27 protein-coding genes are annotated in these 24,755 nt (G+C 58.7%); all 27 read right to left on the bottom strand.

Translation table 11 applies throughout. The features are described from left to right. Positions 1-3 precede the first annotated feature (3 nt). Positions 4-1,671, bottom strand: coding sequence for a ribonuclease J (locus ACR0JB_RS01895; RefSeq protein ID WP_170395763.1), 1,668 nt, complete (start codon positions 1,669-1,671; stop codon positions 4-6). After that, positions 1,668-2,447, bottom strand: a complete 780-nt coding sequence (locus tag ACR0JB_RS01890) for a type III pantothenate kinase (protein WP_170395761.1) — start codon at positions 2,445-2,447, stop codon at positions 1,668-1,670. The genes ACR0JB_RS01895 and ACR0JB_RS01890 overlap by 4 nt, the downstream gene beginning before the upstream one ends. 11 nt (positions 2,448-2,458) lie before the next feature. After that, positions 2,459-3,208: a biotin--[acetyl-CoA-carboxylase] ligase gene (locus ACR0JB_RS01885; RefSeq protein ID WP_480789641.1), complete on the bottom strand. Its 750-nt coding sequence runs from the start codon at positions 3,206-3,208 to the stop codon at positions 2,459-2,461. Between the two features lie 54 nt (positions 3,209-3,262). After that, positions 3,263-4,705, bottom strand: coding sequence for an NADH-quinone oxidoreductase subunit NuoN (nuoN, locus tag ACR0JB_RS01880; protein ID WP_170395757.1), 1,443 nt, complete (start codon positions 4,703-4,705; stop codon positions 3,263-3,265). A 15-nt stretch (positions 4,706-4,720) separates the two neighbouring features. Beyond that, complete coding sequence (locus tag ACR0JB_RS01875; protein WP_170348165.1) at positions 4,721-6,265, bottom strand: NADH-quinone oxidoreductase subunit M; 1,545 nt, start codon at positions 6,263-6,265, stop codon at positions 4,721-4,723. Further along, positions 6,265-8,412, bottom strand: a complete 2,148-nt coding sequence (gene nuoL, locus ACR0JB_RS01870) for an NADH-quinone oxidoreductase subunit L (RefSeq protein WP_170395755.1) — start codon at positions 8,410-8,412, stop codon at positions 6,265-6,267. Before nuoL ends, ACR0JB_RS01875 begins: the two co-directional genes overlap by 1 nt. 6 nt (positions 8,413-8,418) lie before the next feature. After that, positions 8,419-8,724, bottom strand: a complete 306-nt coding sequence (gene nuoK / locus ACR0JB_RS01865) for an NADH-quinone oxidoreductase subunit NuoK (RefSeq protein WP_005984024.1) — start codon at positions 8,722-8,724, stop codon at positions 8,419-8,421. 4 nt (positions 8,725-8,728) lie between these two features. Then, entirely contained in the window at positions 8,729-9,331 is a 603-nt protein-coding gene (locus tag ACR0JB_RS01860) for an NADH-quinone oxidoreductase subunit J (RefSeq protein WP_170348161.1), read from the bottom strand. After that, positions 9,328-9,738 carry a carboxymuconolactone decarboxylase family protein gene (locus ACR0JB_RS01855; RefSeq protein ID WP_170395753.1) on the bottom strand — a complete coding sequence of 137 codons (411 nt, stop codon included), beginning with the start codon at positions 9,736-9,738 and terminating at the stop codon, positions 9,328-9,330. Before ACR0JB_RS01855 ends, ACR0JB_RS01860 begins: the two co-directional genes overlap by 4 nt. Beyond that, positions 9,735-10,229: an NADH-quinone oxidoreductase subunit NuoI gene (gene nuoI / locus ACR0JB_RS01850; RefSeq protein WP_170395751.1), complete on the bottom strand. Its 495-nt coding sequence runs from the start codon at positions 10,227-10,229 to the stop codon at positions 9,735-9,737. The genes ACR0JB_RS01855 and nuoI overlap by 4 nt, the downstream gene beginning before the upstream one ends. Before the next feature lie 2 nt (positions 10,230-10,231). Further along, a complete protein-coding gene (gene nuoH, locus ACR0JB_RS01845; protein WP_170348155.1) occupies positions 10,232-11,269 on the bottom strand; it encodes an NADH-quinone oxidoreductase subunit NuoH in 1,038 nt (345 codons plus the stop codon). 195 nt (positions 11,270-11,464) lie between these two features. Beyond that, positions 11,465-13,486: an NADH-quinone oxidoreductase subunit NuoG gene (nuoG, locus tag ACR0JB_RS01840; RefSeq protein ID WP_170395749.1), complete on the bottom strand. Its 2,022-nt coding sequence runs from the start codon at positions 13,484-13,486 to the stop codon at positions 11,465-11,467. A 3-nt stretch (positions 13,487-13,489) separates the two neighbouring features. After that, on the bottom strand, positions 13,490-13,894 hold the full coding sequence (locus ACR0JB_RS01835) for a DUF5333 domain-containing protein (protein ID WP_254437375.1): 405 nt from the start codon (positions 13,892-13,894) through the stop codon (positions 13,490-13,492). Positions 13,895-13,992: 98 nt separating this feature from the next. Next, positions 13,993-14,364, bottom strand: coding sequence for a hypothetical protein (locus ACR0JB_RS01830; RefSeq protein ID WP_254437374.1), 372 nt, complete (start codon positions 14,362-14,364; stop codon positions 13,993-13,995). A 23-nt stretch (positions 14,365-14,387) separates the two neighbouring features. Continuing rightward, a complete protein-coding gene (locus tag ACR0JB_RS01825; RefSeq protein ID WP_170348149.1) occupies positions 14,388-14,804 on the bottom strand; it encodes an MAPEG family protein in 417 nt (138 codons plus the stop codon). Positions 14,805-15,213: 409 nt separating this feature from the next. Continuing rightward, on the bottom strand, positions 15,214-16,512 hold the full coding sequence (nuoF, locus tag ACR0JB_RS01820) for an NADH-quinone oxidoreductase subunit NuoF (RefSeq protein ID WP_170395745.1): 1,299 nt from the start codon (positions 16,510-16,512) through the stop codon (positions 15,214-15,216). A gap of 12 nt (positions 16,513-16,524) precedes the next feature. Beyond that, positions 16,525-16,746 carry a DUF5337 domain-containing protein gene (locus ACR0JB_RS01815; protein WP_170349358.1) on the bottom strand — a complete coding sequence of 74 codons (222 nt, stop codon included), beginning with the start codon at positions 16,744-16,746 and terminating at the stop codon, positions 16,525-16,527. A gap of 32 nt (positions 16,747-16,778) precedes the next feature. Next, on the bottom strand, positions 16,779-17,876 hold the full coding sequence (gene nuoE / locus ACR0JB_RS01810) for an NADH-quinone oxidoreductase subunit NuoE (RefSeq protein ID WP_170395743.1): 1,098 nt from the start codon (positions 17,874-17,876) through the stop codon (positions 16,779-16,781). Then, positions 17,876-19,099 (bottom strand): NADH-quinone oxidoreductase subunit D, encoded by a 1,224-nt coding sequence (locus tag ACR0JB_RS01805; protein ID WP_170504755.1) that lies wholly within the window; start codon positions 19,097-19,099, stop codon positions 17,876-17,878. The genes nuoE and ACR0JB_RS01805 overlap by 1 nt, the downstream gene beginning before the upstream one ends. After that, positions 19,099-19,224, bottom strand: coding sequence for a hypothetical protein (locus ACR0JB_RS01800; protein ID WP_264187107.1), 126 nt, complete (start codon positions 19,222-19,224; stop codon positions 19,099-19,101). The genes ACR0JB_RS01805 and ACR0JB_RS01800 overlap by 1 nt, the downstream gene beginning before the upstream one ends. 1 nt (position 19,225) lies before the next feature. Beyond that, entirely contained in the window at positions 19,226-19,399 is a 174-nt protein-coding gene (locus ACR0JB_RS01795) for a hypothetical protein (RefSeq protein ID WP_058274391.1), read from the bottom strand. Beyond that, positions 19,399-20,004 carry an NADH-quinone oxidoreductase subunit C gene (locus tag ACR0JB_RS01790; protein WP_170395739.1) on the bottom strand — a complete coding sequence of 202 codons (606 nt, stop codon included), beginning with the start codon at positions 20,002-20,004 and terminating at the stop codon, positions 19,399-19,401. Before ACR0JB_RS01790 ends, ACR0JB_RS01795 begins: the two co-directional genes overlap by 1 nt. 11 nt (positions 20,005-20,015) lie before the next feature. Then, positions 20,016-20,549: a NuoB/complex I 20 kDa subunit family protein gene (locus ACR0JB_RS01785; RefSeq protein WP_010442777.1), complete on the bottom strand. Its 534-nt coding sequence runs from the start codon at positions 20,547-20,549 to the stop codon at positions 20,016-20,018. After that, positions 20,540-20,905 (bottom strand): NADH-quinone oxidoreductase subunit A, encoded by a 366-nt coding sequence (locus tag ACR0JB_RS01780; RefSeq protein ID WP_050602775.1) that lies wholly within the window; start codon positions 20,903-20,905, stop codon positions 20,540-20,542. Before ACR0JB_RS01780 ends, ACR0JB_RS01785 begins: the two co-directional genes overlap by 10 nt. Positions 20,906-21,098: 193 nt before the next feature. Further along, a complete protein-coding gene (locus tag ACR0JB_RS01775) occupies positions 21,099-21,881 on the bottom strand; it encodes a crotonase/enoyl-CoA hydratase family protein (protein ID WP_480789640.1) in 783 nt (260 codons plus the stop codon). Positions 21,882-21,890: 9 nt separating this feature from the next. Beyond that, a complete protein-coding gene (locus ACR0JB_RS01770) occupies positions 21,891-22,745 on the bottom strand; it encodes a hydroxymethylglutaryl-CoA lyase (protein ID WP_170395735.1) in 855 nt (284 codons plus the stop codon). Positions 22,746-22,823: 78 nt separating this feature from the next. After that, positions 22,824-24,752: an acetyl/propionyl/methylcrotonyl-CoA carboxylase subunit alpha gene (locus ACR0JB_RS01765; RefSeq protein ID WP_170395732.1), complete on the bottom strand. Its 1,929-nt coding sequence runs from the start codon at positions 24,750-24,752 to the stop codon at positions 22,824-22,826. Positions 24,753-24,755: the final 3 nt, after the last annotated feature.

Below are 24,755 nucleotides of genomic sequence, written 5' to 3'. Positions count from 1 at the left end.
GCGTCACCTCATCCGGCTGATAACCGTCGTCACCTCGGGCTTTTTACCGATTTCTGACTTGGCGGTCTGGCGCACGATGCGGCGCAAAGCTTCCTCCAGCTTGTCATCGTCGCGCAACGTCTTGGCATCGGCCCGCATCAGGAATTGGTTCAGGTCCTCTTCCAACACTTCAATCAGCGCCGCCCGCGACGTCCCGATTTCAGGCAAACCCATCGTGTCGCACCACGGCTCACCCAGCGGCTCGTCCTCTTCGTCCAGAATGACCGTCACGGTCACGTGCCCGTTCAAAGCCATGCGAATACGGTCACGCACGATCCCGTCCAGAGCCCCGACCTTGACGGTGCCGTCCAGATAGGTGCGGCCGGTTTCAATATAATCCACCACCTGCGGCGCATTGCCTGTCAGGTCAACCATCGTTCCGTTAACGGCCAGAATGCCCGTACGCCCACCGGCCTCGGCCAGTTTAGTGTGTTCACGCAAATGCCGATGCTCGCCGTGCATCGGGATCACCATCTGCGGGTCGATCAGGGCGTGAACTCTTTCAAGATCCGGTCGGTTGGCATGGCCGGAAACGTGGTACAGACCTGAACTGTCATCCACCACATCCACACCCTTTTCGCTGAGCTGGTTCATGATGAAAATCACGCCGCGCTCATTTCCGGGGATGGTTTTGGATGAGAACAGGAACAGATCACCCTCTTTCAGTTCCAACCCGCGATACTTGCCCCGCGCCAGTTGGGCACTGGCGGCGCGGCGCTCGCCCTGGCTGCCGGTCACGATCAGCATCAGGTTCTGGCGCGGCATGTCCACGGCCTCTTCGGCGCTGACAACCTTGGGAAAATCCGAAAGGATGCCAGTTTCAGTCGCGGCTTCGATCATCCGCCGCATGGCGCGGCCCAGCAACACAACCGAACGCCCGGCGCGCTGGCCTGCTTCGGCCAGTGTTTTCACCCGCGCCACGTTCGACGCAAAGGTGGTCGCAACAACCATGCCTTCGGCGCTTTCAACCAGCTTGGTGATCTCGGGGCCGACCTCGGATTCCGAACGACCTGCATGTCCAGAAAACACATTGGTGCTGTCGCAGACCAGCGCCTTAACGCCGGATTTCGCGACCTCGGCCCACAAATCGGGATCGAATGGCTCACCCACCACGGGGTTTTCATCCAGCTTGAAGTCACCAGTATGCACAATCCGCCCCTTGGGCGTGTCGATCACCAGCGCAGCACTTTCGGGGATCGAATGCGACACAGGCAGGAAGCCAATCGTGAAGGGACCGACCGAGACCTGCTCGGGCCAGGCCGATACCGTGCGGACCGCGTCCTCGGGGTGGCCATGTTCCTCCATCTTGCGACGGGCAATGTTGGCGGTGAAGGCGCGTGCATAAACAGGTGCGCCCAGTGTCTCATAGCAATGGGCCACGGCGCCGACGTGGTCTTCGTGCGCGTGGGTGACGAATACGGCCTCAAGCCGGTCCGCCCTTTCGCGCAGCCACGAGATATCGGCATGGATCAGATCAACGCCCGGCGTCGTGTCCATATCCGGAAAGGTCACGCCAAGATCCACCAGGATAAGACGTTCTTTCCCGGGCTTTCCATAGCCATAGACATACGCATTCATGCCAATTTCGCCGGCACCACCCAGCGGCAAATAGATCAGTCGTTCACTGCTCATGTCGAGCCATTATCCTTGTTATAGCGATGGATCACGGTCAGCCCGTGCATCGTCAAATCTTCTTCGATCGCGTCAAACCCGACATCCGCCTGATCGAACAAAGGCGCAAGCCCACCGGTGCCGACCACTTTCATCGGCATACCGTACTCCGCCCTGATCCGGGCAATCAGCCCCTCGATCAAGCCGGAATAGCCCCAATACACGCCGGACTGGATGCAGCCAACCGTATTCGTACCAATCACCTTTTCCGGACGGGTAATGTCGATATGCGGCAATGCAGCCGCGCCTTGGTGCAGTGCCTCAAGGCTGAGGTTCACACCCGGTGCAATGATGCCGCCAACATAGGCCCCGTCGTGGGCCACTACATCGAAATTCGTGGCCGTCCCGAAATCGACCACAACAACATCGCCGCCATGGCGGTCAAACGCGCCCACGGCATTGGCCAACCGGTCCGGGCCGGGGATTGTTCCTTCGTCAATGCGCGGTGCCACGGGCAACAGGCATTCAGGCTTGCCCACAACCAGCGGCCGACACCCAAAGAAGCGATCAGCAAAAATACGCAGGTTAAAGACCACACGTGGCACGGTCGAGGCGATCACCACGTCAGTGATCTCCGCTTCGATCCCGTAATGTTTCACCAGCGTCGAATACCAAGTGAAATACGCATCCGCCGTACGCGAATGATGGGTCGAGGTGCGCAGGGTACACAGGAACTTTTCGCCGTCCCAGATCGAGAAAACGGTATTGGTGTTGCCGCAGTCGATAGCCAGAAGCATTTGAGCCCCCTTTAGAAATACACGTCCGCCGCAGGAATGCTGACACGACCTTTTGCGGTCTTTAGGACAAGGTTGCCGCCCGAGTCCACGGTTTCAAAGGTTCCAACCGTTTCAGATGTCGAGGTTCGCGCGGTGATCACTTCACCCAAGCGAGCGGCACGAGACAGCCAGGCGGTGCGGATCGGTTCGAACCCGTAGGTCACGAACTGAGTTTCATATCGTGCATAAGCCGCGGCTAATTCGGTCAGAAAATCCTCGGGCAGCACCGCGGCACCGGTTTCCGACAACAGAGAGACTGGCCGCACCGCGCTTTGTTCCACCGCATAGGCTGGGGGCGCCTCGGAAAGATTTACACCGATGCCAATCGACAGATACGACACGCCCCCGCCCTTACCGGTGCTTTCCAGCAAGATGCCCGCCAGCTTGCCCCCGTTCAGCAGCACGTCGTTGGGCCACTTCAATGACAGCCCGTCGGCGCGACCGGTGACCGCGACACAGGCGTCGAACAGCGCCAAGGCCGCCACAAAGCTGCGCAAGGCCGCTTGTTCCGGATTACCCTGCGGTCGCATTAACAAGGTCGCCGCCAGGTTGCCCTTGGGGTTGGCCCACGCCCTACCCCGTCGTCCCCGCGCCGCCGTCTGGTGATGCGCCATGATCCACACAGGGCCCGGCGCCGTAGGGGAAAGCCGGGCAGCCTCATTCAATGTACTGTCGACTTCCTGCACGATGTGCAGTCCGTATCCTTGCGGCCAATCAGTCACGTCAAAAAGGCCCGGCCTTTTGACCGAGCCCCCTGAAATTGGATGTTAAACACGTCAGTTGACAAGCGTCGCTGCCGCAGCTGCAGCCGCGCCTTCGATGCCGAACTGATAGAAAACGCCCACCAGCATCAGCGCCGCCGACCCCATCAGCGCGACCCACAGAACCGGGGTCGAGTGGGTTTCGATCGGATCCTCGTTCTCGGCCCCGAAATACATGTAGAACACGATCCGCAGGTAATAGAACGCACCGATCACAGAAGCGATGGCCGACACGATCACCAACCCGGTCAGACCCGCGCTGATACCAGCCTGCCAGACGCCGAACTTGGCGAAAAAGCCCAACATTGGCGGAACGCCAGCAAGGCTGAACATTAGGATCAGAACAGCCAGGGCCTTACCCGGATCGCGTTTGGAAAACTGGCGAAGCGCATCGATATCAGTGACGGGTTTGCCATCGCGCTCCATCATCAGGATGAAGGCAAAGGTGCCGATATTCATGGTCACGTAAATTGCCAGATACATCAGCATCGCTTTGATGCCCATTTCCGTACCCGCTGCCAGACCGATCAGCGCATAACCCATATGGGCAATCGATGAAAACGCCATCAGCCGCTTGATATTGCGCTGACCAATCGCGGCAACCGCACCCAGCAGCATCGACAGAACCGAAAGCAGTACGATCACCTGCTGCCAGTCTTTCACTACGCCACCAAAGGCGTCATGCATCAAGCGGGCAAACAGCGCCATCGCCGCCACTTTTGGTGCGGTAGCAAAGAAGGCGGTGATCGGCGTGGGCGATCCTTCGTACACGTCCGGCGTCCACATATGGAAGGGCACAGCCGAAACCTTGAAGGCAAGGCCCGAGATCAGGAAGATCAGGCCGAACAGCAGACCAACCGAGATGTCGTCATGGTGGACCGTTTGAATGATGCCCGAAAACAGCGTCGTGCCGGTAAAGCCATAAACAAGCGATGCACCATACAGCAGCAGCCCCGAACTGAGCGCACCCAGTACGAAGTACTTCAGACCGGCCTCAGTTGATTTGGCGCTGTCACGACGCAACGCAGCCACGACGTACAGCGACAGGGATTGTAGCTCCAGCCCCATATACAAGGACATCAGATCGCCTGCGCTGACCATCATCATCATACCGACAGCAGCCAGCGCCACCAGCAACGGGTATTCGAACCGCAACAGATCGCGGCGGGTCATATATTCCTGGCTCATCACCAGAACAGCCGCAGCCGACAGCAGGATCGCGACCTTGGCAAACCGCGAGAACCCGTCATCGACGAACATCCCGTTGAACGCCACGTTGGTGCCATCGCCATTGGTTGCAATCCAGAAGGACAGCAGCGCCATTAGCCCCGCCGTCGTCCACACCAGAATTGACGCCAGCGCGTCTTTCGTCGTGTAAACTGCCCCGATCAGGGCGGCCATCGCATACACGGCCAGAACGATTTCCGGCAGGATTATTGTCAGATCAGCCTGGATCATGTCTCCAAAGCTCCCTTAATGCGAGGCGGCCGTCTGGGTCGCGGCCTCAGCCGCGGCCAGAGCCGAGTCATAATTCGAAATCAGCGCGGCGGTCGAATTGCCGATCACATCGGTTACCAGCGACGGGTAAACGCCCAGCAGGATGGTCATCACGATCAGCGGTGCAAAGATCAGCCGCTCGCGCGAGCTCATGTCCGTCATTGCCTTGAGGCTTTCCTTGATCAGATCGCCAAACACGACCCGGCGATACAGCCACAACGCATAGGCAGCCGAGAAGATCACGCCAGATGCAGCCACAGCCGTCACCCAGGTATTGACCTGGAACGCGCCCATCAGCGTCAGGAATTCACCGATGAACCCGGATGTACCCGGCAGGCCGACATTGGCCATTGTGAACAGCATGAAGACCAGCGCGTATGCGGGCATGCGGATCACCAGACCGCCATAAGCGTCGATGTCACGCGTGTGCATCCGGTCATAGATGACACCGACACACAGGAAGAGCGCGGCCGAGATAAACCCGTGGCTGAGCATCTGGAAGATCGCGCCGTCAATACCCTGCTGGTTCGCAGCAAAGATACCCATAGTCACAAAGCCCATATGAGCAACCGAGGAATAAGCGATCAGCTTTTTCATATCCTCCTGCACCAGCGCCACCAGCGAGGTGTAGACTACTGCGATGGCCGACATCCACAGGACCAGATCGGTCATCACCGCTGACCCGACTGGGAACATCGGCAGACTGAACCGCAGGAAGCCATAGCCGCCCATCTTCAGCAGGATCGCCGCCAGCACAACCGAGCCTGCAGTCGGCGCCTGAACGTGTGCGTCAGGTAGCCAGGTATGAACCGGCCACATCGGCATTTTCACCGCAAACGAGGCAAAGAAGGCCAGGAACATCAACGTCTGCATACCGCCGACGATATAAACGCCCAGCACGCTGAACCCTTCGGACGAGAAATGGTGGCTCATCAAGGCTTCGATATCAGTGGTGCCTGCATCTGAATACATCGCAACCATCGCCACCAGCATCAGCACCGAGCCCAGGAAAGTATAGAGGAAGAACTTGAAGCTGGCGTAAATCCGGTTCGCCCCACCCCAGATGCCGATGATCAGGAACATTGGGATCAAGCCGGCCTCGAAGAACAGATAGAACAGCACCAGATCCAGCGCCATGAACACGCCCAGCATCAGCGTTTCCAACAGCAGGAAGGCGATCATATATTCCTTGACGCGGTCGGTGACCTGCCAACTGGCTAGAATGGTCAGCGGCATGATGAATGTGGTCAGCAGTACGAACAGAACGCTGATACCATCTACACCCATCTTGTATTTTAGGCCCAGCAGCCACTCGGCCTCTTCCACCATCTGAAAGCCGGTATTGGACGGATCAAAGCCTGTATAGATACCGATCGAGACAAGGAAGGTCACCGTGGTCGCGACCAGCGCAACCCATTTCGCGTTGCGCTGCGCAGCAGCGTCCTCACCGTGCAGAAACAGGGCTAGAATGCCTGCCGCCACTGCGGGGATAAAGGTGACGATCGAGAGGATATTATCCATTAGTGTGCGCCTCCGCCGATCGACATCCAGGTGACCAGGGCTGCAATACCCAGAACCATCCAGAAGGCATAAGTAAAGATGTAGCCCGTCTGTGCCTTGCCTGCGAGGCGGGTAAAGAAGGGAATAACGCCCATCGAAACCCCGTTCAGGAAGCCGTCGATAGTATTGCCGTCACCGCGTTTCCACAGGAACCGACCAAGCGCAACGGTGGGTTTGACAAAGATCGCATCGTAGATCTCGTCAAAGTACCACTTGTTCAGCAGGAACAGGTAAAGCGGACGCTGGTTCTGTGCCAGACGCCCCGGCAGGGACGGGTTCACGATATAGAACCAATAGGCCATGACAAAACCCAACGCCATCGCGACAAAGGGTGAGACCTTGACCCATTTCGGAGCGGCATGCGCATCGTCCAGAATATGGTTGTCCGGCGCGATATAGATCGCGCCCTCGCCCGGTTCACCCGCGAAGACATAGTGGTGATCACCGCCATGCGCGTCCTTCTCGCCGTGCCCATCATCGGCATGAGTATCTTCTGCGTGCCCCTCATCAGCGTGTGCATCATCCGCATGTGAATCCGCAGTGCCATGATCGCCCGCCTCGGCATGCTCCGACGCCTCGGCCACCGGAATGCCATAGAACTTGCCGACCTTGTCCGCATGACCAAAGAAGTTGCCATACCAGATCATCCCGGCAAAGACCGCACCCAAGGACAGCACGCCTAAAGGAATCAACATGGTCATCGGGCTTTCATGCGCATGCTCATGCGTATGCTGATCACCACGCGGCTCGCCATAGAAAGTCAGGAAGATCAGGCGCCAGCTGTAGAACGAAGTGAACGCAGCCGCGATCACAAGCAGCCAGAAGCCATAGGCCGACCCACCAGCATAGGCACTCTCGATGATGGCATCCTTGGACAGGAACCCGGCGAACCCGATGGTGGTCAGCGGAATACCAACGCCGGTAATAGCCAGTGTCCCGATCATCATCGCCCAGAAGGTATAAGGGATTTTCTTACGCAGACCGCCGTATTCGGTCATTTCCTGCTCGTGATGCATCGCGTTGATCACCGACCCCGCACCAAGGAACAGCAGCGCCTTGAAGAACGCGTGCGTGAACAGGTGGAACATCGCCGCCGAATACATGCCCACACCGGCGGCCACGAACATGTAGCCCAGCTGCGAACATGTCGAATAGGCGATGACGCGCTTAATGTCGGTCTGCACCAGACCCACAGTTGCGGCGAAAAACGCGGTCGAGGCGCCCAGCACGGTAATAAACCCGGTCGCGCCCGGCGCGAACTCCATCAGCGGCGACATACGGCAGACCAGGAACACACCGGCGGTGACCATGGTCGCCGCGTGGATCAGCGCCGACACGGGCGTCGGGCCTTCCATCGCGTCAGGCAACCAGGTGTGCAGGATCAGCTGAGCCGATTTACCCATCGCGCCGATAAACAGCAGGACGCAGATCACCTCGATGGCGTTCCACTCACCCCACAGGAAGTGCAGTTGCGTTTCCGCTAGCTCAGGGGCCGACGCGAAAATGTCGGAAAAATTGATGCTGTCCGTCAGGAAGAACAGCGCAAAAATCCCCAGCGCAAAGCCAAAGTCGCCCACCCGGTTGACAATGAACGCTTTCATCGCTGCCGCGTTGGCCGATGGCTTGCGGTAGTAGAAGCCGATCAGCAGGTAAGACGCGACACCCACACCTTCCCAGCCAAAGAACATCTGAACCAGATTATCCGCCGTCACCAGCATCAGCATGGCAAAGGTGAAGAAGGACAAATAGGCAAAGAAGCGCGGCTTATAACTCTCGCCTTCGCGCCATTGCGGATCATGGGCCATATAGCCAAAGGAATACAGGTGCACGAGCGCCGATACGGTCGTCACCACGATCAGCATGATCGCGGTCAGCCGGTCCAGCCGCACGGCCCAGCTTGTCGAGAGCGAGCCGCTCTCGATCCAGCGCATGATCTCGACCTGCTGGGTCACCCCGTCAAAGGTGAAGAACACGATCCACGACAGCAAACAGGCCAGAAACAGCAGGCCGGTGGCGGTCCACATCGCGGCCTTTTCGCCAATGAATCGCCAGCCGAACCCGCAAAGCAGCGCGCCCACCAGCGGGGCAAAGAGGATGGTAGTTTCCATGTTCTCTTACCCCTTCATCATATTGACGTCTTCAACCGCGATGGTGCCGCGGTTGCGGAAGAAGCAGACCAGAATGGCCAGACCAATCGCCGCCTCGGCCGCTGCAACGGTCAGCACGAACAGCGTAAACACCTGCCCGACCAGATCGCCGAGGAAACTGGAAAACGCCACAAGGTTGATATTCACCGCCAGCAGCATCAGTTCGATGCTCATCAGCAGGATGATGACGTTCTTGCGGTTCAGAAAGAGACCGAAGATGCCGATGACGAACAGTGTCGCCGCGACCGTAAGATAGTGTTCAAGTCCGATCATCGTCTCAAAGTCCCTGCCCCGGTTTCACGTCCTTCAACTCCATCGCCTTGGCCGGGTCGCGCATCATCTGGCCGATGATGTCCTGACGCTTGATGTCCTGACGGTGGCGCAGCGTCAGAACAATGGCGCCGATCATGGCCACCAGCAGGATCAGGCCCGCCAGCTGGAACAGAAGGAAGTATTGATCATAAAGGATGACACCCAGCGCCTCGGTGTTATGGCGATCCACAGGCACCGGCTGAGCCAGATTGGCCGCCGCGCCCTGCGCGCTGTCCCATGCGCCAAAGGCCATGACAAACTGCATCAGGATGACCAGACCGATCAGCAGGGCCAGCGGCATATAGCGCGCCATCTCGGCCTTCAGCTCGGCAAAGTCCACGTCCAGCATCATCACCACGAACAGGAACAGCACCGCGACCGCGCCGACATAGACGATGATCAGCAGCATTGCCACGAACTCGGCCCCCAGCAGCACGAACAACCCGGCCGAGGAGAGGAAGGAAAGGATCAGCCACAGCACCGAATGAACCGGCTGGCGGCTGATCACCGTGAACAGCCCGCCGGTGATGGCGCTGATGGCAAACAGGTAGAAGGCAAAGACGGTCATTGATCCTCATCCTCGTTATCGCCCATGACCTCTTGCGCCAGATCCAGCGCGCGGGTCATGGCCGGGATGCCGGCAAAGACCGACATCTGGCCGATCGTTTCCACGATCTCTTGTTTCTTCGCGCCCGCTTCCAGCGCATGACGCACGGTCTGACGCACCGCCGAGTCCGCTTGAGCGCCCTGACAAGTCAGCCCAGCCAGCGTCAGCAGCAAGCGGGTCTTGGCGTCCAATCCGTCCTTGTTGACGGTGTTGCCGAACATCATCTCCATGACCTCTTTGGGCATGGTCGGCCACAGCGCTTCGAACCCCTTGGGCGAGAAATTCTCGAGCCCCGGGTTCATCGCCGTGGCCATGTCCTGTGCCTGTTTGAGCATTTGCTCGAATGGGTTTGTGGGCTTGTCACTCATCTGTACGGCGCATCCATTTCCAGGTTGCGGGCAATCTCGGCTTCCCAGCGTTCGCCGTTATCCAGCAGTTTTTGCTTGTCGTAGAACAGCTCTTCGCGGGTTTCGGTGGCGAACTCGAAATTCGGGCCTTCGACGATTGCATCGACCGGGCAGGCCTCCTGACAGAAGCCGCAATAGATGCACTTGGTCATGTCGATGTCATAGCGCGTGGTTCGGCGGCTGCCGTCCTCGCGCGGTTCGGCGTCGATGGTGATGGCCTGCGCCGGGCAAACCGCCTCGCAGAGTTTGCAGGCGATGCAACGTTCCTCGCCGTTCGGGTAGCGGCGCAAGGCGTGCTCGCCCCGGAACCGCGGGGACAGAGGGCCCTTTTCGTGCGGGTAGTTCACGGTGGCCTTGGGGGCGAAGAAATACTTCAACCCCAGTTTCATGCCGACCCAGAAATCCTGCAGCAAAAAATACTTGGCAGCGCGGGTATAGTCGATCTGCGTCATGATTAGCCTCCTACGCTCCAACGGGCGAATGCGCCCCAGAACCAGTCGAATTTCGCCGCAAAAGCCACGAACACCACCCAGGCCAGTGAGAATGGCAAAAACACTTTCCAACCCAGCCGCATCAATTGATCATAGCGGTAGCGCGGCGTGATCGCCTTGACCATTGCGAAGAGGAAGAAGAAGAACGCCATTTTGGCGACCATCCACAGCACTCCGTCGGGCAGCCCTGGGATCGGCGACAGCCAGCCACCGAAGAACAGCAGCGATGTTAGCGCGCACATCAGGAAGATCGCAATGTATTCGCCTGCCATGAAAAGCAGGAAGGGTGTGGCCGAGTATTCCACCTGATAACCGGCGACCAGTTCGGATTCCGCCTCGGGCAGGTCAAACGGTGGGCGGTTGGTTTCCGCCAGCGCCGAGATGAAGAACAGGAAGACCATCGGGAAATGCGGCAGCCAGTACCAGCTGAATAGGCCCAGCCCGCCATCCTGCGCGCGTACGATGTCGCCGAAATTCATCGACCCTGTAGAAATGATCACACCAATGATGATCAGGCCGATGGAAACCTCGTAAGAAATCATCTGCGCAGCCGAACGCAACGATCCTAGGAACGGGTACTTTGAGTTCGACGCCCAACCGCCCATAATCACGCCATAAACCTCCAACGAGGATACGGCGAAGACATACAGGATGGCGACGTTGATATCTGACAGGACCCAGCCATCGTTAAACGGGATTACCGCCCAGGCGATCATCGCCAAAACAAAGCTTGTCAGCGGTGCCAGAATGAAAACCGTGCGGTCGGCCCCGGCGGGGATGACCACCTCTTTCACCACATATTTCAGCGCATCTGCCACCGATTGCAGCAGGCCATAGACGCCCACCACGTTGGGACCGCGGCGCATCTGTACCGCCGCCCAAATCTTGCGGTCGCCATAAACGAGGAACAACAGCGAGATCATCACAAAGGCAACAACGGCAAGCACTTGCGCCAGAATGATGATGGCTATTCCGCCTGGGGTGTTAAAGAAATCAGCCATTGGTCCTCACACCGTGGGTATTCCGTTTTCCGCGTAAATTGCGAAGGCCATTTGCCTGCGCAAACTGCGGCTGGGTCGGCGCGTTGGTGTAAACAGCATCCGCCGCACTTACGCCACCCTTATTGTTGCGTCTCACGCGCATTTTCACAGCCACCTTATTGCAGGCGCCCAAAAGCGATATGAAACAGGTCTGTTTCATTCCGCCGCGATCTTCCTGGCCTTGCGTGCCTGTGCCTGCGCCGACAGCGCGGCCATCAGTTGCGAGGCGCGGGCGATTGGATTGGTCAGGTAAAAGTCCTTGATCGCATTGCGGAAAGTGGCTGTACCTAGGGGGCCAACCTCCATCAATTGCACTTCGTTTTCGATCACCTCGTCGATGCGCGTAAGATGCGGCACTGCTTCGATCAGCGCACTGCGCAACTGCGCCAGCGAGTCGTAAGGCAGCGTCGCGCCCAATTCGGCCGACAAGGCCCGCAGGATCGCCCAGTTTTCCTTGGCCTCACCCGGTGCAAAGCCTGCGCGCATGGCCAGCTGAGGACGGCCTTCGGTGTTCACGAACAGGCCGTTTTCCTCAGTATAGGCGGCGCCTGGCAGGATCACATCGGCGCGGTGTGCGCCCCGGTCGCCATGGCTGCCCTGATAGATGACGAACGCGCCCTTACCGATCTCGACCTCGTCCGCGCCAAGGTTATAGATTACGTCCGCCGCGCTGATCGCGTCCATACCACCTTCGTTTGTCGCATCCACGTCCATCGCACCCACGCGCGAGGCTGCTGTATGCAGAACGATCAGACCGCTTTCTGTATTTGCAGCAATGGCTTGCGCAGTGGCCAAAACAGCGGCACCGTCAGCCTCTTGCAGCGCACCCTGCCCCACAACAACCAGAGAGGCCTTGCCTTTGATCACATCATCGCCGCCCATATCGACGACTTTTTGCAGTGCTGCGCGGTCATCACCCATGTGGTGATACTTATAGGTCAGATCGACAGCCGGACCGACCAGAGCAACCTCGGCCCCGTGCGCCCATGCCTTGCGGATACGCGCGTTCAATACCGGAGCTTCCTCACGCGGGTTGGTGCCGATCAGCAGAATACGCTCGGCTCTGTCGATATCCTCGATCGCAGCAGTCCCGGCATAAGCCCCACGGTTGCCCGCAGGCAGTCGGGCACCGTCGGTGCGACACTCGACGACACCGCCCAGGCTTTCGATCATCTGTTTGAGCGCAAAGGCCGCTTCGACTGGCGCCAGATCACCCACGATACCCGCCGGTTTCTCGGCACCTTTCAGCGCCTCGGACGCTTTGGTCAGCGCCTCGGGCCACGAGGCCGGGCGCAGCTTGCCGTTTTCGCGAATATATGGGCGGTCCAAACGCTGACGCCGCAGACCGTCCCACACAAAGCGGGTTTTGTCGCTGATCCACTCCTCGTTCACGCCGTCATGGTTGCGCGGCAGGAAGCGCATGACCTCACGCCCCTTGGTATCCACCCGGACGTTCGAGCCCAAGGCATCCATCACGTCGATGCTCTCGGTCTTGGTCAATTCCCACGGACGAGCCGTAAAGGCGTAAGGTTTCGAGGTCAGCGCCCCCACGGGACACAGGTCGATGATGTTGCCCTGCAGGTTCGAATCCAGCGTCTGGTTCAGATACGAGGTGATCTCGGCATCTTCTCCGCGCCCCGTCTGACCCATCTGAGTGATCCCGGCAACCTCGGTCGTGAACCGCACACAACGGGTGCAGCTGATGCAGCGCGTCATCGCAGTGCCAACCAGCGGTCCCAGATCCAGATCGTCCACCGCGCGCTTGGCTTCCTTGAAGCGGCTGCCCGACAGACCATAGGCCATCGCCTGATCCTGCAAGTCACACTCGCCGCCCTGATCACAGATCGGGCAATCCAGCGGGTGGTTGATGAGCAGAAACTCCATCACCCCTTCGCGGGCCTTTTTGACCATGGGTGAGTTCGTTTTGACCTCCGGCGCTTGCCCTTCGGGGCCGGGGCGCAAATCGCGCACCTGCATCGCGCAGGACGCCGCAGGTTTGGGCGGGCCGCCCACAACCTCAACCAGGCACATCCGGCAGTTCCCTGCGATCGACAAACGTTCGTGATAACAGAAGCGCGGCACCTCGACCCCGGCTTGCTCACAAGCCTGGATCAGGGTCATCGCACCATCGACTTCGATTTCCTGCCCGTCGATATTGATCTTACGGAGGTCAGACATCGTCTAGTTCGCCCTCAAATACACGCCAATGGCGCTGTTTCTTTCAATCTCTGCCCGCCCCAGCGTGCAGAAGGAATTGGGGTTTTCGTAGGTGACGCCGTGTCGGGCCAGATACGCCTCGCCCTTGGCGCGCATCCGGTCCTTTTCAGCATCCGAATCCACATACGCCCGGATTTCATTGTCCGAGTATCCCAGTTTGTTCGCTTGCGACTTCAATCCCCACAGCACACCGATCGCTTTCAGACGCCGCCCGCTGATCGAGGGGCAATACTCTGAAATCTCATTTGCAATGGCGATGTAATAGAGTTCGTTGTCGATCTCTTTGACTTCGCGCAAGGGCGGTTTCGCCTCGGCGATGGTGGGCAAAGCCAGCACAGACAGCAGCGTCAGCATTTTCACACTGGACATGACAATTCCTTTCGTCTTGGGAAACCCAAGACGACCGGCAGTCGGGGTGCTATGCAATAACATCCCCCGTGTCATCGAGTGATATGCGAACACGCGCGTCATGGTCGCTGGCAAGCTCCTGCAAAGGTCAACTTGTCGTCGCTGACACGCAAGTTCTGGGGTTCAGTATCCGGGCCGACCTTCCACGCGATGCTGGAAGAACCGAAGTTCTTGATGCAGAATTTCGTCCCCTCGTACCGTCCCGCTTCGCGCGCGCCGTCCAACGAGGCAGAAACCCCATTCACAACCACGGTAAATTCGGTCGGCATCTTCTTTTTATCGACGGGCTTTGCTTTGGCCCGAAAATACTTACCGTCAAAAAGGACACGATCACTGGACGACGTGATGCCACCGCACGCCGAAACAAGTGACAACGTAAGGACGCCGGCCAACATGGACACGCGACCGGCAACACTTTTACGTCCTAGCATCTGATATTTTCCCCAAGTCTTCATCAAAACGCCGCCACTATTGCCATAATCCCCATCACGACCATGCAGGCCCAGGCGATGACATACAGAACCGAGCGCAAACCAGCAGACGGTTTGCCGATACCGCGAATATGCACCACCAGCATTATCAGGCGCGCCAGCAACGCGACCGAAGCCAGCAGGTTAACCCAAAATGGGCTGGCCCCCATGAGAATGGCCGCGACAATGACCGTCAGATAGGCAGGCAGCGTCTCGGTCCCGTTCAAGTAGGCGCGATTCAAGCGATAGGCCTTGTCAGCATAGTCTTGTTCAGGTGTGGCACCCGGCGCCAACCCTTTGCTTTGTTTCGCCAAAGCCGTGAATGGCGACATGAACAGAAGCACGAGCGTGAAGATCACTATCGAAGTAACTGCGTGGGAGTAGTCGGTTAGAAATTCCATCTAGGTCACTCCTTTACCAGAAATCGCCCGATAGCATCTTCGGTTCCTGCCACGCCTCGTCCAAACGCACAAAGAGATTTTTTGTTTGAAATTTCTACATTTCTGTCGTCGAGAACCTTCCTTACTTGCCCCTTAAGCCAATCGGATCTCCCATAAAATAAGAACTTGCGCATTTTTTGCCGACGCAATCCCTGAACCGCAGTCAGTTCTGTCGCAGTCAGCACGTAACTCTGGTAATCAGAACCGCCAACAGTGGCCAGACCGCTGCATCTGTCTTTTATGAAATGAGCCGCAAGAACCTCACCGACAGCCTGATCGTATGCCGCACGTTTCGCAGCTGCGGCTGGGGCTGCTACAGCCCCGATAAGCAAGAGTGCGACACAAGTTGTTCGAAAGCTCCGCATCTCGATCACTCCGCCGCCATCGCACCCATCCGACCCGATTTCTGGGCCTTGATGCGATCTTCAATCTCTTCGCGGAAGTTACGGATCAGGCCCTGGATCGGCCAGGCAGCCGCATCGCCGAGGGCGCAGATCGTGTGACCTTCAACCTGTTTGGTCACATCGAACAACATGTCAATCTCTTCCAGCTCGGCCTCGCCGCGCACCAGACGGTCCATCACGCGCATCATCCAGCCGGTGCCTTCACGGCAGGGTGTACACTGACCGCAACTTTCATGTTTGTAGAATTTCGACAGCCGCCAGATCGCCTTGATAATGTCCGTGGACTTGTCCATCACGATGACCGCAGCAGTCCCCAGGCCCGAGCCCAGATCGTTGCGCAGGTGGTCAAAATCCATGATCGCATCGCGCATGTTCTCGCCGCGCACACAGGGTACCGAAGACCCACCCGGGATGACCGCCAGCAGATTATCCCAACCGCCGCGAATGCCGCCGCAATGGGTTTCGATCAGCTCCTCAAAGGGAATAGACATTGCCTCTTCGACCACGCAGGGGTTGTTCACGTGACCCGAAATGGCAAACAGCTTGGTCCCTGCATTGTTCTGACGCCCGAATCCCGCAAACCAGTCCGCACCACGGCGCAGGATGGTCGGCACAACCGCGATGGATTCTACGTTGTTCACCGTGGTCGGGCAGCCATACAGCCCCGCACCCGCCGGGAACGGAGGCTTCATCCGCGGCATACCCTTCTTGCCCTCAAGGCTTTCGATCAGGGCAGTCTCTTCTCCGCAGATATAGGCACCGGCGCCGTGATGCAGGAACAGATCGAAATCCCAACCCGAACCGGCGGCGTTCTTGCCTAGCAGGCCCGCGTCATACGCTTCGTCAATCGCGGCCTGCAGCGCCTCGCGCTCGCGGATATATTCGCCCCGCAGGTAGATATAGCAGGTGTGTGCGTTCATCGCGAAAGACGCGATCAGGCAGCCTTCGATCAACGTGTGCGGATCATGGCGCATGATCTCGCGGTCTTTGCAGGTGCCAGGCTCGGATTCATCCGCATTCACCACCAGATAGGCCGGACGACCATCACTTTCCTTGGGCATGAACGACCATTTCAGACCAGTTGGGAAACCCGCGCCACCGCGCCCACGAAGGCCCGAGTCCTTCATCGTCTGAATGATCCAGTCGCGCCCATTGCCAATCAGGCCAGCTGTGCCGTCCCAATGCCCGCGGGCCTGCGCACCTTTCAGCGTGCGCTCGTGCATCCCGTAGATGTTGGTAAAGATCCGGTCCTGATCCTTCAGCATCGCGTGTTACCTTCAGCTATCCTGACGCATGCGCCAGAGTTGAAATATGTTGACGCCCGCATAGACGAACGCCGCCAGAGCGGCGAGATCAAACAACAACGCATGGCGCGTCGTCAGTTCCAGTGCGGGGCCAATGAACAGGTTCATGGCAAGCCAAATGGTCATCGTCACTGCAATGACGATACCTATGTGACGGCCCTTGCGGGCTATGGCCTGTTCTTTGTCCTTGTCCATCTCATCCTTCATGCCCCGGATGGGCATGCGTCCTAGTCTTCGTAAGTGCCGTCTTTCTTGGCACGTTTGGCGAACTCGGTTTCCTCGCCCGCCGCCAGCTTACCGGCCTGTTCGATCCAGCCGTCCCGCTCGATCCGACCTTTGAACTTCAGCCGCGCATCAACCCAAGCCACCTGTTCCGATGTCCAGGCCGCAATCTGGTCGTAGTGGTAAAAGCCCAACTCGTTCAGCGTTTCTTCCAGCTTGGGTCCGACACCTTTGAGCATCTTCAGGTCATCAGCTTTTCCATCGCGCGGCGCGGTCAGGGTTTCCGGCTGGTCTTCTTTCGCCTTCGCCTCTTCGGCCTGTTTCACCGCAGGCTTGCCCGGTGCCGGCGCTTTCGGAGGTTTCGGTGCTGCCTTGGTCGCTGCAGCCTTACCGTCCTTACCCAGCCAAGGGGTCAGGATGGGCACTTCGGTCCCGTCAATCCGCTTGACTGTATCGCCCAGATCATTCGCCAGTTCGACACTGGCGTTAAACTGGGTTCGACCACTGTCATATTCCGTCAGACTGGTCAGGCCCTTGAGAGGTTCTGCCGCATAACGCCCATTCTGCGGGCCCGGTGTCGGAACTTTGCCCGCAACCAAATCGTCGAGGATTTTGCCAAAGCTCTCGGTGGTCAGGTCCTCATAATAGTCCTTACCAATCTGCGCCATCGGCGCGTTGGTACAGGACCCGAGGCATTCCACCTCTTCCCAGCTCAGCTTGCCATCGGCAGATAGTTCATGCGGCCTGGTAGCGATCTTGTCCTTGCAGACCGCAATCAGATCCTCGGCCCCGCAGATCATGCAGGACGTCGTGCCGCAGACCTGAATATGTGCCACCGAGCCAACCGGCTGCAACTGGAACATGAAGTAGAAAGACGCGACCTCAAGCACGCGGATGTAGGCCATGCCCAGCATGTCGGCGACGGATTCAATCGCCGGACGACTCAGCCAGCCTTCCTGCTCCTGCGCGCGCCACAGCAGTGGGATAACCGCGCTGGCCTGGCGCCCCTCGGGGTATTTGGTGATCTGCGCTTCGGCCCATTGCTGGTTGGCAGCGGAGAAGGCAAAGCTTTCGGGTTGTTCGGGGTGGAGGCGGCGGAGCATTAGCGGTCAATCTCTCCAAATACGACGTCCATGGTGCCGATGATGGCGGCAACATCGGCCAATTGGTGGCCTCCGGCGACGTGGTCCATAGCTTGCAGGTGCAGGAACCCCGGTGCGCGCAGTTTGGCGCGGTAGGGTTTGTTGGTGCCGTCGGCGACAAGATAGACGCCGAACTCACCCTTTGGGGCCTCGACGGCGGCGTAGACCTCGCCCGCAGGGACGTGGAAGCCTTCGGTATACAGTTTGAAGTGATGGATCAGGCTCTCCATCGAAGTCTTCATGTCCGAGCGTTTCGGCGGGGTGATCTTACCACGGGCCAGAACGTCGCCCGGGCAGTCGCGCAGCTTGCCGATAGCTTGACGAATGATGTGCAGCGACTGGCGCATCTCTTCCATGCGGACGAGGTAGCGGTCATAGCAGTCGCCGTTCTTGCCGACGGGGATCTGGAATTCGAACTCATCATAACATTCATAAGGCTGCGCGCGGCGCAGATCCCATGCCAGCCCCGATCCACGGACCATCACGCCCGAGAAGCCGTATTTCTGGATGTCATCCTCGGTCACGACGCCAATATCGGCGTTACGCTGCTTGAAGATGCGGTTTTCGGTCAGCAGACCGTCAATGTCATCCAGAACAGCGGGGAATTCGTGGCTCCACGCTTCGATATCGTCCAGCAGTTCCGGCGGCAGGTCCTGATGGACACCACCAGGACGGAAATAGGCGGCGTGCAGGCGGGCACCGCAGGCGCGCTCATAGAACACCATCAGCTTTTCGCGCTCTTCAAAACCCCAGAGCGGCGGCGTCAGCGCGCCCACATCCATCGCCTGCGTGGTCACATTCAGCAGATGGTTCAGGATGCGTCCGATCTCGGAATAGAGAACACGGATGAGCGAGCCGCGACGCGGCACTTCAACCCCTGTCAGCTTTTCGATGGCCAAACACCAGGCGTGCTCCTGGTTCATCGGTGCCACGTAATCCAGACGGTCGAAATACGGCAGGTTCTGCAGATACGTCCGGCTTTCCATCAGCTTTTCGGTGCCACGGTGCAGCAAACCGATATGCGGGTCACAGCGTTCGACGATCTCACCGTCCAGCTCAAGCACCAGACGCAAAACCCCGTGTGCCGCAGGGTGTTGCGGGCCGAAGTTAATGTTGAAGTTGCGGATCTTCTGTTCTCCGCTCAGCGCGTCCGTGCTGCCGTCATCGTATCTTGAGCCGTCCATCAACGCCCCCGTTTTTTCTTTTTCGCTTCGGCCCGAACCCGAACCTTTTCAGCTTCGGCCGCTTTGGCAGCGGCACCTGCCAGCAGCACCCCCAGCGCACCCAGAATGATAAGTTCACCCATCATCTCAGCGGCGCTCCAACTCTTGCAGTTTCAGCCCAACCCACCACAGCAACGCAATTGTGCCAAATGGAACCAGACAAAGAAGGCACCAGAACTTGTTGATCCCGAAAAACGGCAAAATCTTCACCATCGGAATGATGGTCAGTGCAGAAAGGATCAGCCACCAGATGCCACCCATTATTCAGTCTCCTGTTTTTCATCCCCCGGAAGAATGTAGTTCGCGCCTTCCCACGGGGACATGAAATCAAACTGACGGTATTCCTGCACCAACGACACCGGCTCATAGACAACGCGCTTTTGCGCTTCGTCATAGCGCACCTCGGTATAGCCGGTGGTCGGGAAATCCTTGCGCAGTGGGTGGCCGCGGAACCCATAGTCGGTCAGGATGCGGCGCAGGTCCGGGTGGCCCGAGAACAGGATGCCGAACATGTCGAACACCTCACGCTCGAACCAGTTCGCCGAGGGGTGAACGTCAACGATCGAGGGCACCATGTCTTCTTCTCGAATTGAAACCCGCAGGCGGATGCGCTGGTTCTGGTACATCGACAGGAAGTGATACACCACATCGAACCGCTTGGCCCGTTCGGGGTAATCCACGCCAGTGATGTCGACCAGCGACGAAAACTGGCAATTCCGGTCGGATTTCAGGAACTCAATGAATTCCACAAGGTTCGACGGCGCCACATCCACGTTCAGTTCGCCATGGGTCACATCCCAGGACAGAACGCAATCGGCCCGTTTCAGTTCAAGCTGCGCGCCGAGTTCTTTGAGTGCTTCGCTCATCAGCTCTCTCCTCAGCGTACGATGGTGCCGGTGCGGCGGATTTTGCGTTGCAACTGCATCAGGCCATACAGCAACGCCTCGGCGGTTGGCGGGCACCCGGGGACGTAGATATCCACTGGAACCACGCGGTCACAGCCGCGCACGACCGAATAGGAATAGTGGTAATACCCACCGCCATTTGCGCAGGACCCCATCGAGATCACATAGCGCGGCTCGGGCATCTGGTCGTAAACCTTGCGCAGCGCCGGGGCCATCTTGTTAGTCAGCGTTCCCGCCACGATCATTACATCGGACTGACGTGGGGACGCCCGCGGGGCGATACCAAACCGTTCGGCATCATAACGCGGCATCGAGGTGTGCATCATTTCAACCGCGCAGCAGGCCAGACCGAAGGTCATCCAGTGCAGCGATCCGGTGCGAGCCCAGTTGATGATGTCTTCGGTCGAGGTCAGCAGGAACCCTTTGTCCTGCAACTCGGCATTCAGGGCCTGGGTTGCGACTTCTTTGTCGACACCGGCAGTGTTTGCACCCGTCATCACTCCCATTCCAAGGCCCCCTTCTTCCATTCATAGGCAAAGCCGATGGTCAGAACACCCAGGAACACCATCATCGACCAGAACCCTACATCGCTGATGTCCTTGAAGCCGACGGCCCACGGAAACAGAAAGGCGATTTCCAGATCGAAGATGATGAACAGAATCGAGACCAGATAGAACCGGACGTCGAATTTCATCCGCGCATCGTCAAAGGCGTTGAAGCCACATTCATATGCGCTGACCTTTTCAGGGTCGGGGTTGCGGACTGCCAGAACCACAGCCGCCAGAATCAGGACGATTCCAAGGCCGACAGCAACGGCCAGAAACACCAGAATCGGGAGATACTCCCGTAGCAGGTCTTCCACGAATAGCTCCTTTCCTGCGCAACCCGGTCGGGGGGCGCCGTCAATTGGCGTGTTGACTGGACATTCTCTATCCGCGCGGGGTCAGAGGGTCAACCGAACACAGTCGCAGACAGGAGTAATAATCCACTTGTCATGCCCTGTGATCCGGGAAAGGTGATTCCTACTGCAACTGCAATGAAATTAAGGCCTAAACCTAACTTTTCCATGCAGGTTTTCGCTTTTCAAAGAACGCACCGATTCCCTCCATCGCCTCGTCGGTTTCCCACCGATCCACCAAGGCTCCGATCGTCTGGTCAATCACAGCATCGTCAATTTTGGGTCCCAGCTTGCTGACCAAATCCTTGGCCGATGCAACCGCGCCTGGCGCACAGGAAAGATAGGGCAGAACTTCGGCTTCGACCGCATCAGCTAAATCAGTTGCCGGAACGGTTTTGGCCAGCAGCCCAAGCTCGACCGCCTCGACAGCATCGAACAACCGGGCCGACATGAACACGCGCCGCGCCCGCGCCTCACCCATCCGGGCAATCACATATGGGCCAATCGTGGCGGGGATCAGGCCCAGCCGCGTTTCGGTCAGGGCCATCTTTACGCTGTCCACACCAATGGCCACGTCGCAAACAGCAGTCAGCCCAACACCACCGCCAAACGCATTGCCCTGAATCGCACCGATCAGCGGGCGGGGCATGGTGTTCAGCGCCTGCAGCATCTCGGCCAGCTTGCGCGCCTCGGCAAACCGCGTTTCGGGGTCGGCGGCCATCTGGTCCTGCATCCAGCCCAGGTCACCGCCCGCACAGAAACTCTTGCCCGCCCCGGTCAGCACCACCACGCGCACTGTGTCATCTGCACCCAGTTGCGCGGCCGCTTGTGTCAGTTCGGCAATCATCTGCGCCGACATCGCGTTGTGTTTTTCCACCCGGTCGAGCGTCAAAGTCGCAACTCCACGCGCGTCTGTGGTCACCGAGATCGTTTCAAACATGCCCGCCCCTCACTCTGGCCGCATGGCCCGCGCCATTTGCGCGGCCTGCTCTACGATTTCCAGATCAAGCCCGGTTTCATAGCCCAACCGCTCCAGATGGGCGGCCACGGCCTCGGTCGCAACATTCCCCGCAGCTCCGGGCGCATAAGGGCAGCCGCCCAATCCACCAACCGCCGTATCAAAGGTTCGCACGCCCAACGCCAGGGCAGCATCAATATTGTCGAGCGCCCGGCCATTGGTGTCGTGGAAATGCCCAGCCAGACGGGTTACCGGCACGCGTTCTCGTACGGCCAAGAGCATATGCGCGATGGTATCTGGCGTCCCCTGCCCGATTGTATCGCCCAATGAGACCTCATAGCAGCCCAAGCCAAACAGCTGATCAGCGACCTCGGCCACCTTCTCGGGCGGTGTTGGGCCATCATAGGGGCAGTCGGTCACGCAAGAGACATAGCCACGCACCGGCAGATCAATGTGGCGCGCGGCCTCGAGGATCGGTGTAAATCTCTCGATGGATTCGGCAATCGTGGCGTTGATATTGGCTTTCGAAAATCCCTCGGAGGCCGAGGCGAATACTGCAATCTCATCCGTTTTGGCCGTCAGGGCGTCCTCATATCCACGCATGTTGGGCGTCAGCGCGGCATAGCGCACCCCATCTGTCCTTATTATTCCGGCCAAAACTTCCGCACTGCCGGCCATCTGCGGCACCCATTTGGGCGATACAAAACTGGCTACTTCGATCCGGTTGAACCCGGCGCGGCTGAGGCAGTCGACCAGCGCCACTTTCTCGGCAACCGGGATCTCACGCTGTTCATTTTGCAGGCCGTCACGTGGACCTACTTCGAAAATCTCGACCCGCTCACCCATGGCCGCGCTCCTCCCGGTTTTGTTTCGTGTCCTGTTCGGATGGCCTGACTGTGCCACGCGATGCGGCGCGCGAACAGGTCACTCTTCTTTTAATCTGATCAGGGCCGCTCCGGCTTCGACCTGCGCGCCGTCCTCAGTCAGCACCTCGGCAATGACACCGTCGCGGGCGGCCAGAAGGGAATGTTCCATTTTCATCGCCTCCAAAATGGCAAGCCTGTCTCCCTCACTTACCTTTTGACCCACGGCGGCAAACACCGCCTTGACCAATCCGGGCATGGGGGCTTCGATCACGTTAGTATCGCCTGCAGCGCTGGCATCGCGGTCCAGCGGATCAACAATGTCAAACGCCTGCCCGTAGGTGTCAAAGACCGTGATCCGCGCGCCCGAAACCGACACCTGCGGCATTGGGTTGCCGTCAATGGACCAGATACCGTTGCTGCGCTCGGCAATGACAGTATCTTCCCCGACCTGCCAAACCTGACGATTTGAACCTTCAACCTGAACATCAAGATCAAGGGTGTCATCTGCCTTTAGCTGAACTGCTCGGTGCAACGGAGCCCACAGGGAAAACCCAGTCTCTTCCTTCGTATCGACCAAGTCCAACGCCATCATCGCAGCCGCCACGCATGTCGCTGCCGAAATCGGAGCTACCAGTGTCAGCGCATCAATATCCCGCCCGATCAGCCCGGTATCTACATCACCTGTGGCGAAACCTTCATGCCGGGTCAGCGCGCCCAGAAAGGCGAGGTTGGTCACGGTGCCTGCGACCTCGGTCTGCTGCAGGGCACGATGAAGCTGTTCCAATGCAACCGCGCGCGTGGGGCCATGGACGATGACTTTAGCGATCATCGGGTCATACCATGGGCTGATCGTATCACCCGCACGCACTCCGCTATCGGCACGGCAGGCCGTAGGGAATTGCAGATGCGTCAGGGTGCCCGTTGCAGGCAGGAAGCCCTTGGGCACGTCCTCGGCATAAAGACGGGCCTCAAATGCGTGGCCAGCGATGGATAGATCGTCCTGACGTTTCGGCAACGCCTCGCCAGCGGCGACCCGCAATTGCCATTCGACCAGATCGACCCCGGTGATCGCTTCGGTCACGGGATGCTCGACCTGCAGGCGCGTGTTCATCTCCATGAACCAGAACCTGTCCGGACGCAGCCCGTCCGAAGCATCAACGATGAATTCAACCGTCCCTGCGCCCTTGTACCCGATCGCCTCGGCGGCCCGCACGCCCGCCTGCCCCATCGCCTCGCGCATCTCAGCCGTCATACCCGGAGCCGGAGCCTCCTCGATCACCTTCTGGTGTCGGCGTTGAAGCGAGCAGTCTCGTTCAAACAGATGCACCGCATGGGTGCCGTCTCCAAACACCTGCACTTCGATATGGCGGGGTTTGGCGACAAATTTCTCGACCAGAACGGCGTCATTGCCAAAGGCTGTTTTGGCCTCGCCCCGTGCGCTGTCCAATGCTGGGGCGAAATCCTCGGGACCTTCGACCAGCCGCATGCCCTTGCCGCCGCCACCTGCCACGGCCTTGATCAACACGGGATAGCCGATGGTTTCAGCAGCGCCCGCCAGATGTTCGGGGTCCTGATTGTCACCATGATATCCCGGCACAACCGGCACGCCTGCCTGCTCCATAAGAACCTTGGCCGCATCTTTGAGACCCATCTTGCGGATCGCATCCGCCGAAGGGCCGATGAACGTCAAACCAGCCGCATCGACCGCATCCACGAATTCGGGGTTTTCCGAGAGAAAGCCGTACCCCGGATGGATCGCCTGAGCTCCGGTATCCAGCGCAGCCTGAATGATCACGTCGCCCTTCAGGTAGCTTTCAGCGGGAGCCGCGCCGCCGATACGGACAGCCTCATCGGCCATCTGCACATGTTTTGCCGAGGCATCCGCGTCGGAATAGACCGCAACACAGAAGACGCCCATTTTCTGAGCCGTTTCCATGACGCGACATGCGATCTCGCCCCGGTTGGCAATCAGGATTTTATTGAACATGTC

The sequence above is a fragment of the Ruegeria sp. BI7 genome, from assembly GCF_056537925.1.
This window is presented reverse-complemented; position numbering and strand designations above follow the sequence as displayed.

Bases quoted from the DNA above. Each gene is read 5' to 3' on its own strand.
- nuoG (WP_170395749.1), bottom strand. From the start codon at position 13,486: ATGTCTGACCTCCGTAAGATCAATATCGACGGGCAGGAAATCGAAGTC.
- ACR0JB_RS01785 (WP_010442777.1), bottom strand. From the start codon at position 20,549: ATGGGAGTGATGACGGGTGCAAACACTGCCGGTGTCGACAAAGAAGTC.
- ACR0JB_RS01790 (WP_170395739.1), bottom strand. From the start codon at position 20,004: ATGAGCGAAGCACTCAAAGAACTCGGCGCGCAGCTTGAACTGAAACGG.
- nuoF (WP_170395745.1), bottom strand. From the start codon at position 16,512: ATGCTGAAGGATCAGGACCGGATCTTTACCAACATCTACGGGATGCAC.
- nuoH (WP_170348155.1), bottom strand. From the start codon at position 11,269: ATGGCTGATTTCTTTAACACCCCAGGCGGAATAGCCATCATCATTCTG.
- ACR0JB_RS01825 (WP_170348149.1), bottom strand. From the start codon at position 14,804: ATGGAATTTCTAACCGACTACTCCCACGCAGTTACTTCGATAGTGATC.
- ACR0JB_RS01815 (WP_170349358.1), bottom strand. From the start codon at position 16,746: ATGGACAAGGACAAAGAACAGGCCATAGCCCGCAAGGGCCGTCACATA.
- ACR0JB_RS01805 (WP_170504755.1), bottom strand. From the start codon at position 19,099: ATGGACGGCTCAAGATACGATGACGGCAGCACGGACGCGCTGAGCGGA.
- ACR0JB_RS01800 (WP_264187107.1), bottom strand. From the start codon at position 19,224: ATGATGGGTGAACTTATCATTCTGGGTGCGCTGGGGGTGCTGCTGGCA.
- nuoE (WP_170395743.1), bottom strand. From the start codon at position 17,876: ATGCTCCGCCGCCTCCACCCCGAACAACCCGAAAGCTTTGCCTTCTCC.
- ACR0JB_RS01895 (WP_170395763.1), bottom strand. From the start codon at position 1,671: ATGAGCAGTGAACGACTGATCTATTTGCCGCTGGGTGGTGCCGGCGAA.
- nuoK (WP_005984024.1), bottom strand. From the start codon at position 8,724: ATGATCGGACTTGAACACTATCTTACGGTCGCGGCGACACTGTTCGTC.
- ACR0JB_RS01875 (WP_170348165.1), bottom strand. From the start codon at position 6,265: ATGGATAATATCCTCTCGATCGTCACCTTTATCCCCGCAGTGGCGGCA.
- nuoI (WP_170395751.1), bottom strand. From the start codon at position 10,229: ATGACGCAGATCGACTATACCCGCGCTGCCAAGTATTTTTTGCTGCAG.
- ACR0JB_RS01795 (WP_058274391.1), bottom strand. From the start codon at position 19,399: ATGGGTGGCATCTGGTGGCTGATCCTTTCTGCACTGACCATCATTCCG.
- ACR0JB_RS01830 (WP_254437374.1), bottom strand. From the start codon at position 14,364: ATGCTAGGACGTAAAAGTGTTGCCGGTCGCGTGTCCATGTTGGCCGGC.
- ACR0JB_RS01835 (WP_254437375.1), bottom strand. From the start codon at position 13,894: ATGTCCAGTGTGAAAATGCTGACGCTGCTGTCTGTGCTGGCTTTGCCC.
- nuoN (WP_170395757.1), bottom strand. From the start codon at position 4,705: ATGATCCAGGCTGATCTGACAATAATCCTGCCGGAAATCGTTCTGGCC.
- ACR0JB_RS01770 (WP_170395735.1), bottom strand. From the start codon at position 22,745: ATGGGTGAGCGGGTCGAGATTTTCGAAGTAGGTCCACGTGACGGCCTG.
- ACR0JB_RS01775 (WP_480789640.1), bottom strand. From the start codon at position 21,881: ATGTTTGAAACGATCTCGGTGACCACAGACGCGCGTGGAGTTGCGACT.
- ACR0JB_RS01855 (WP_170395753.1), bottom strand. From the start codon at position 9,738: ATGAGTGACAAGCCCACAAACCCATTCGAGCAAATGCTCAAACAGGCA.
- ACR0JB_RS01765 (WP_170395732.1), bottom strand. From the start codon at position 24,752: ATGTTCAATAAAATCCTGATTGCCAACCGGGGCGAGATCGCATGTCGC.
- nuoL (WP_170395755.1), bottom strand. From the start codon at position 8,412: ATGGAAACTACCATCCTCTTTGCCCCGCTGGTGGGCGCGCTGCTTTGC.
- ACR0JB_RS01860 (WP_170348161.1), bottom strand. From the start codon at position 9,331: ATGACCGTCTTTGCCTTCTACCTGTTTGCCATCAGCGCCATCACCGGC.
- ACR0JB_RS01890 (WP_170395761.1), bottom strand. From the start codon at position 2,447: ATGCTTCTGGCTATCGACTGCGGCAACACCAATACCGTTTTCTCGATC.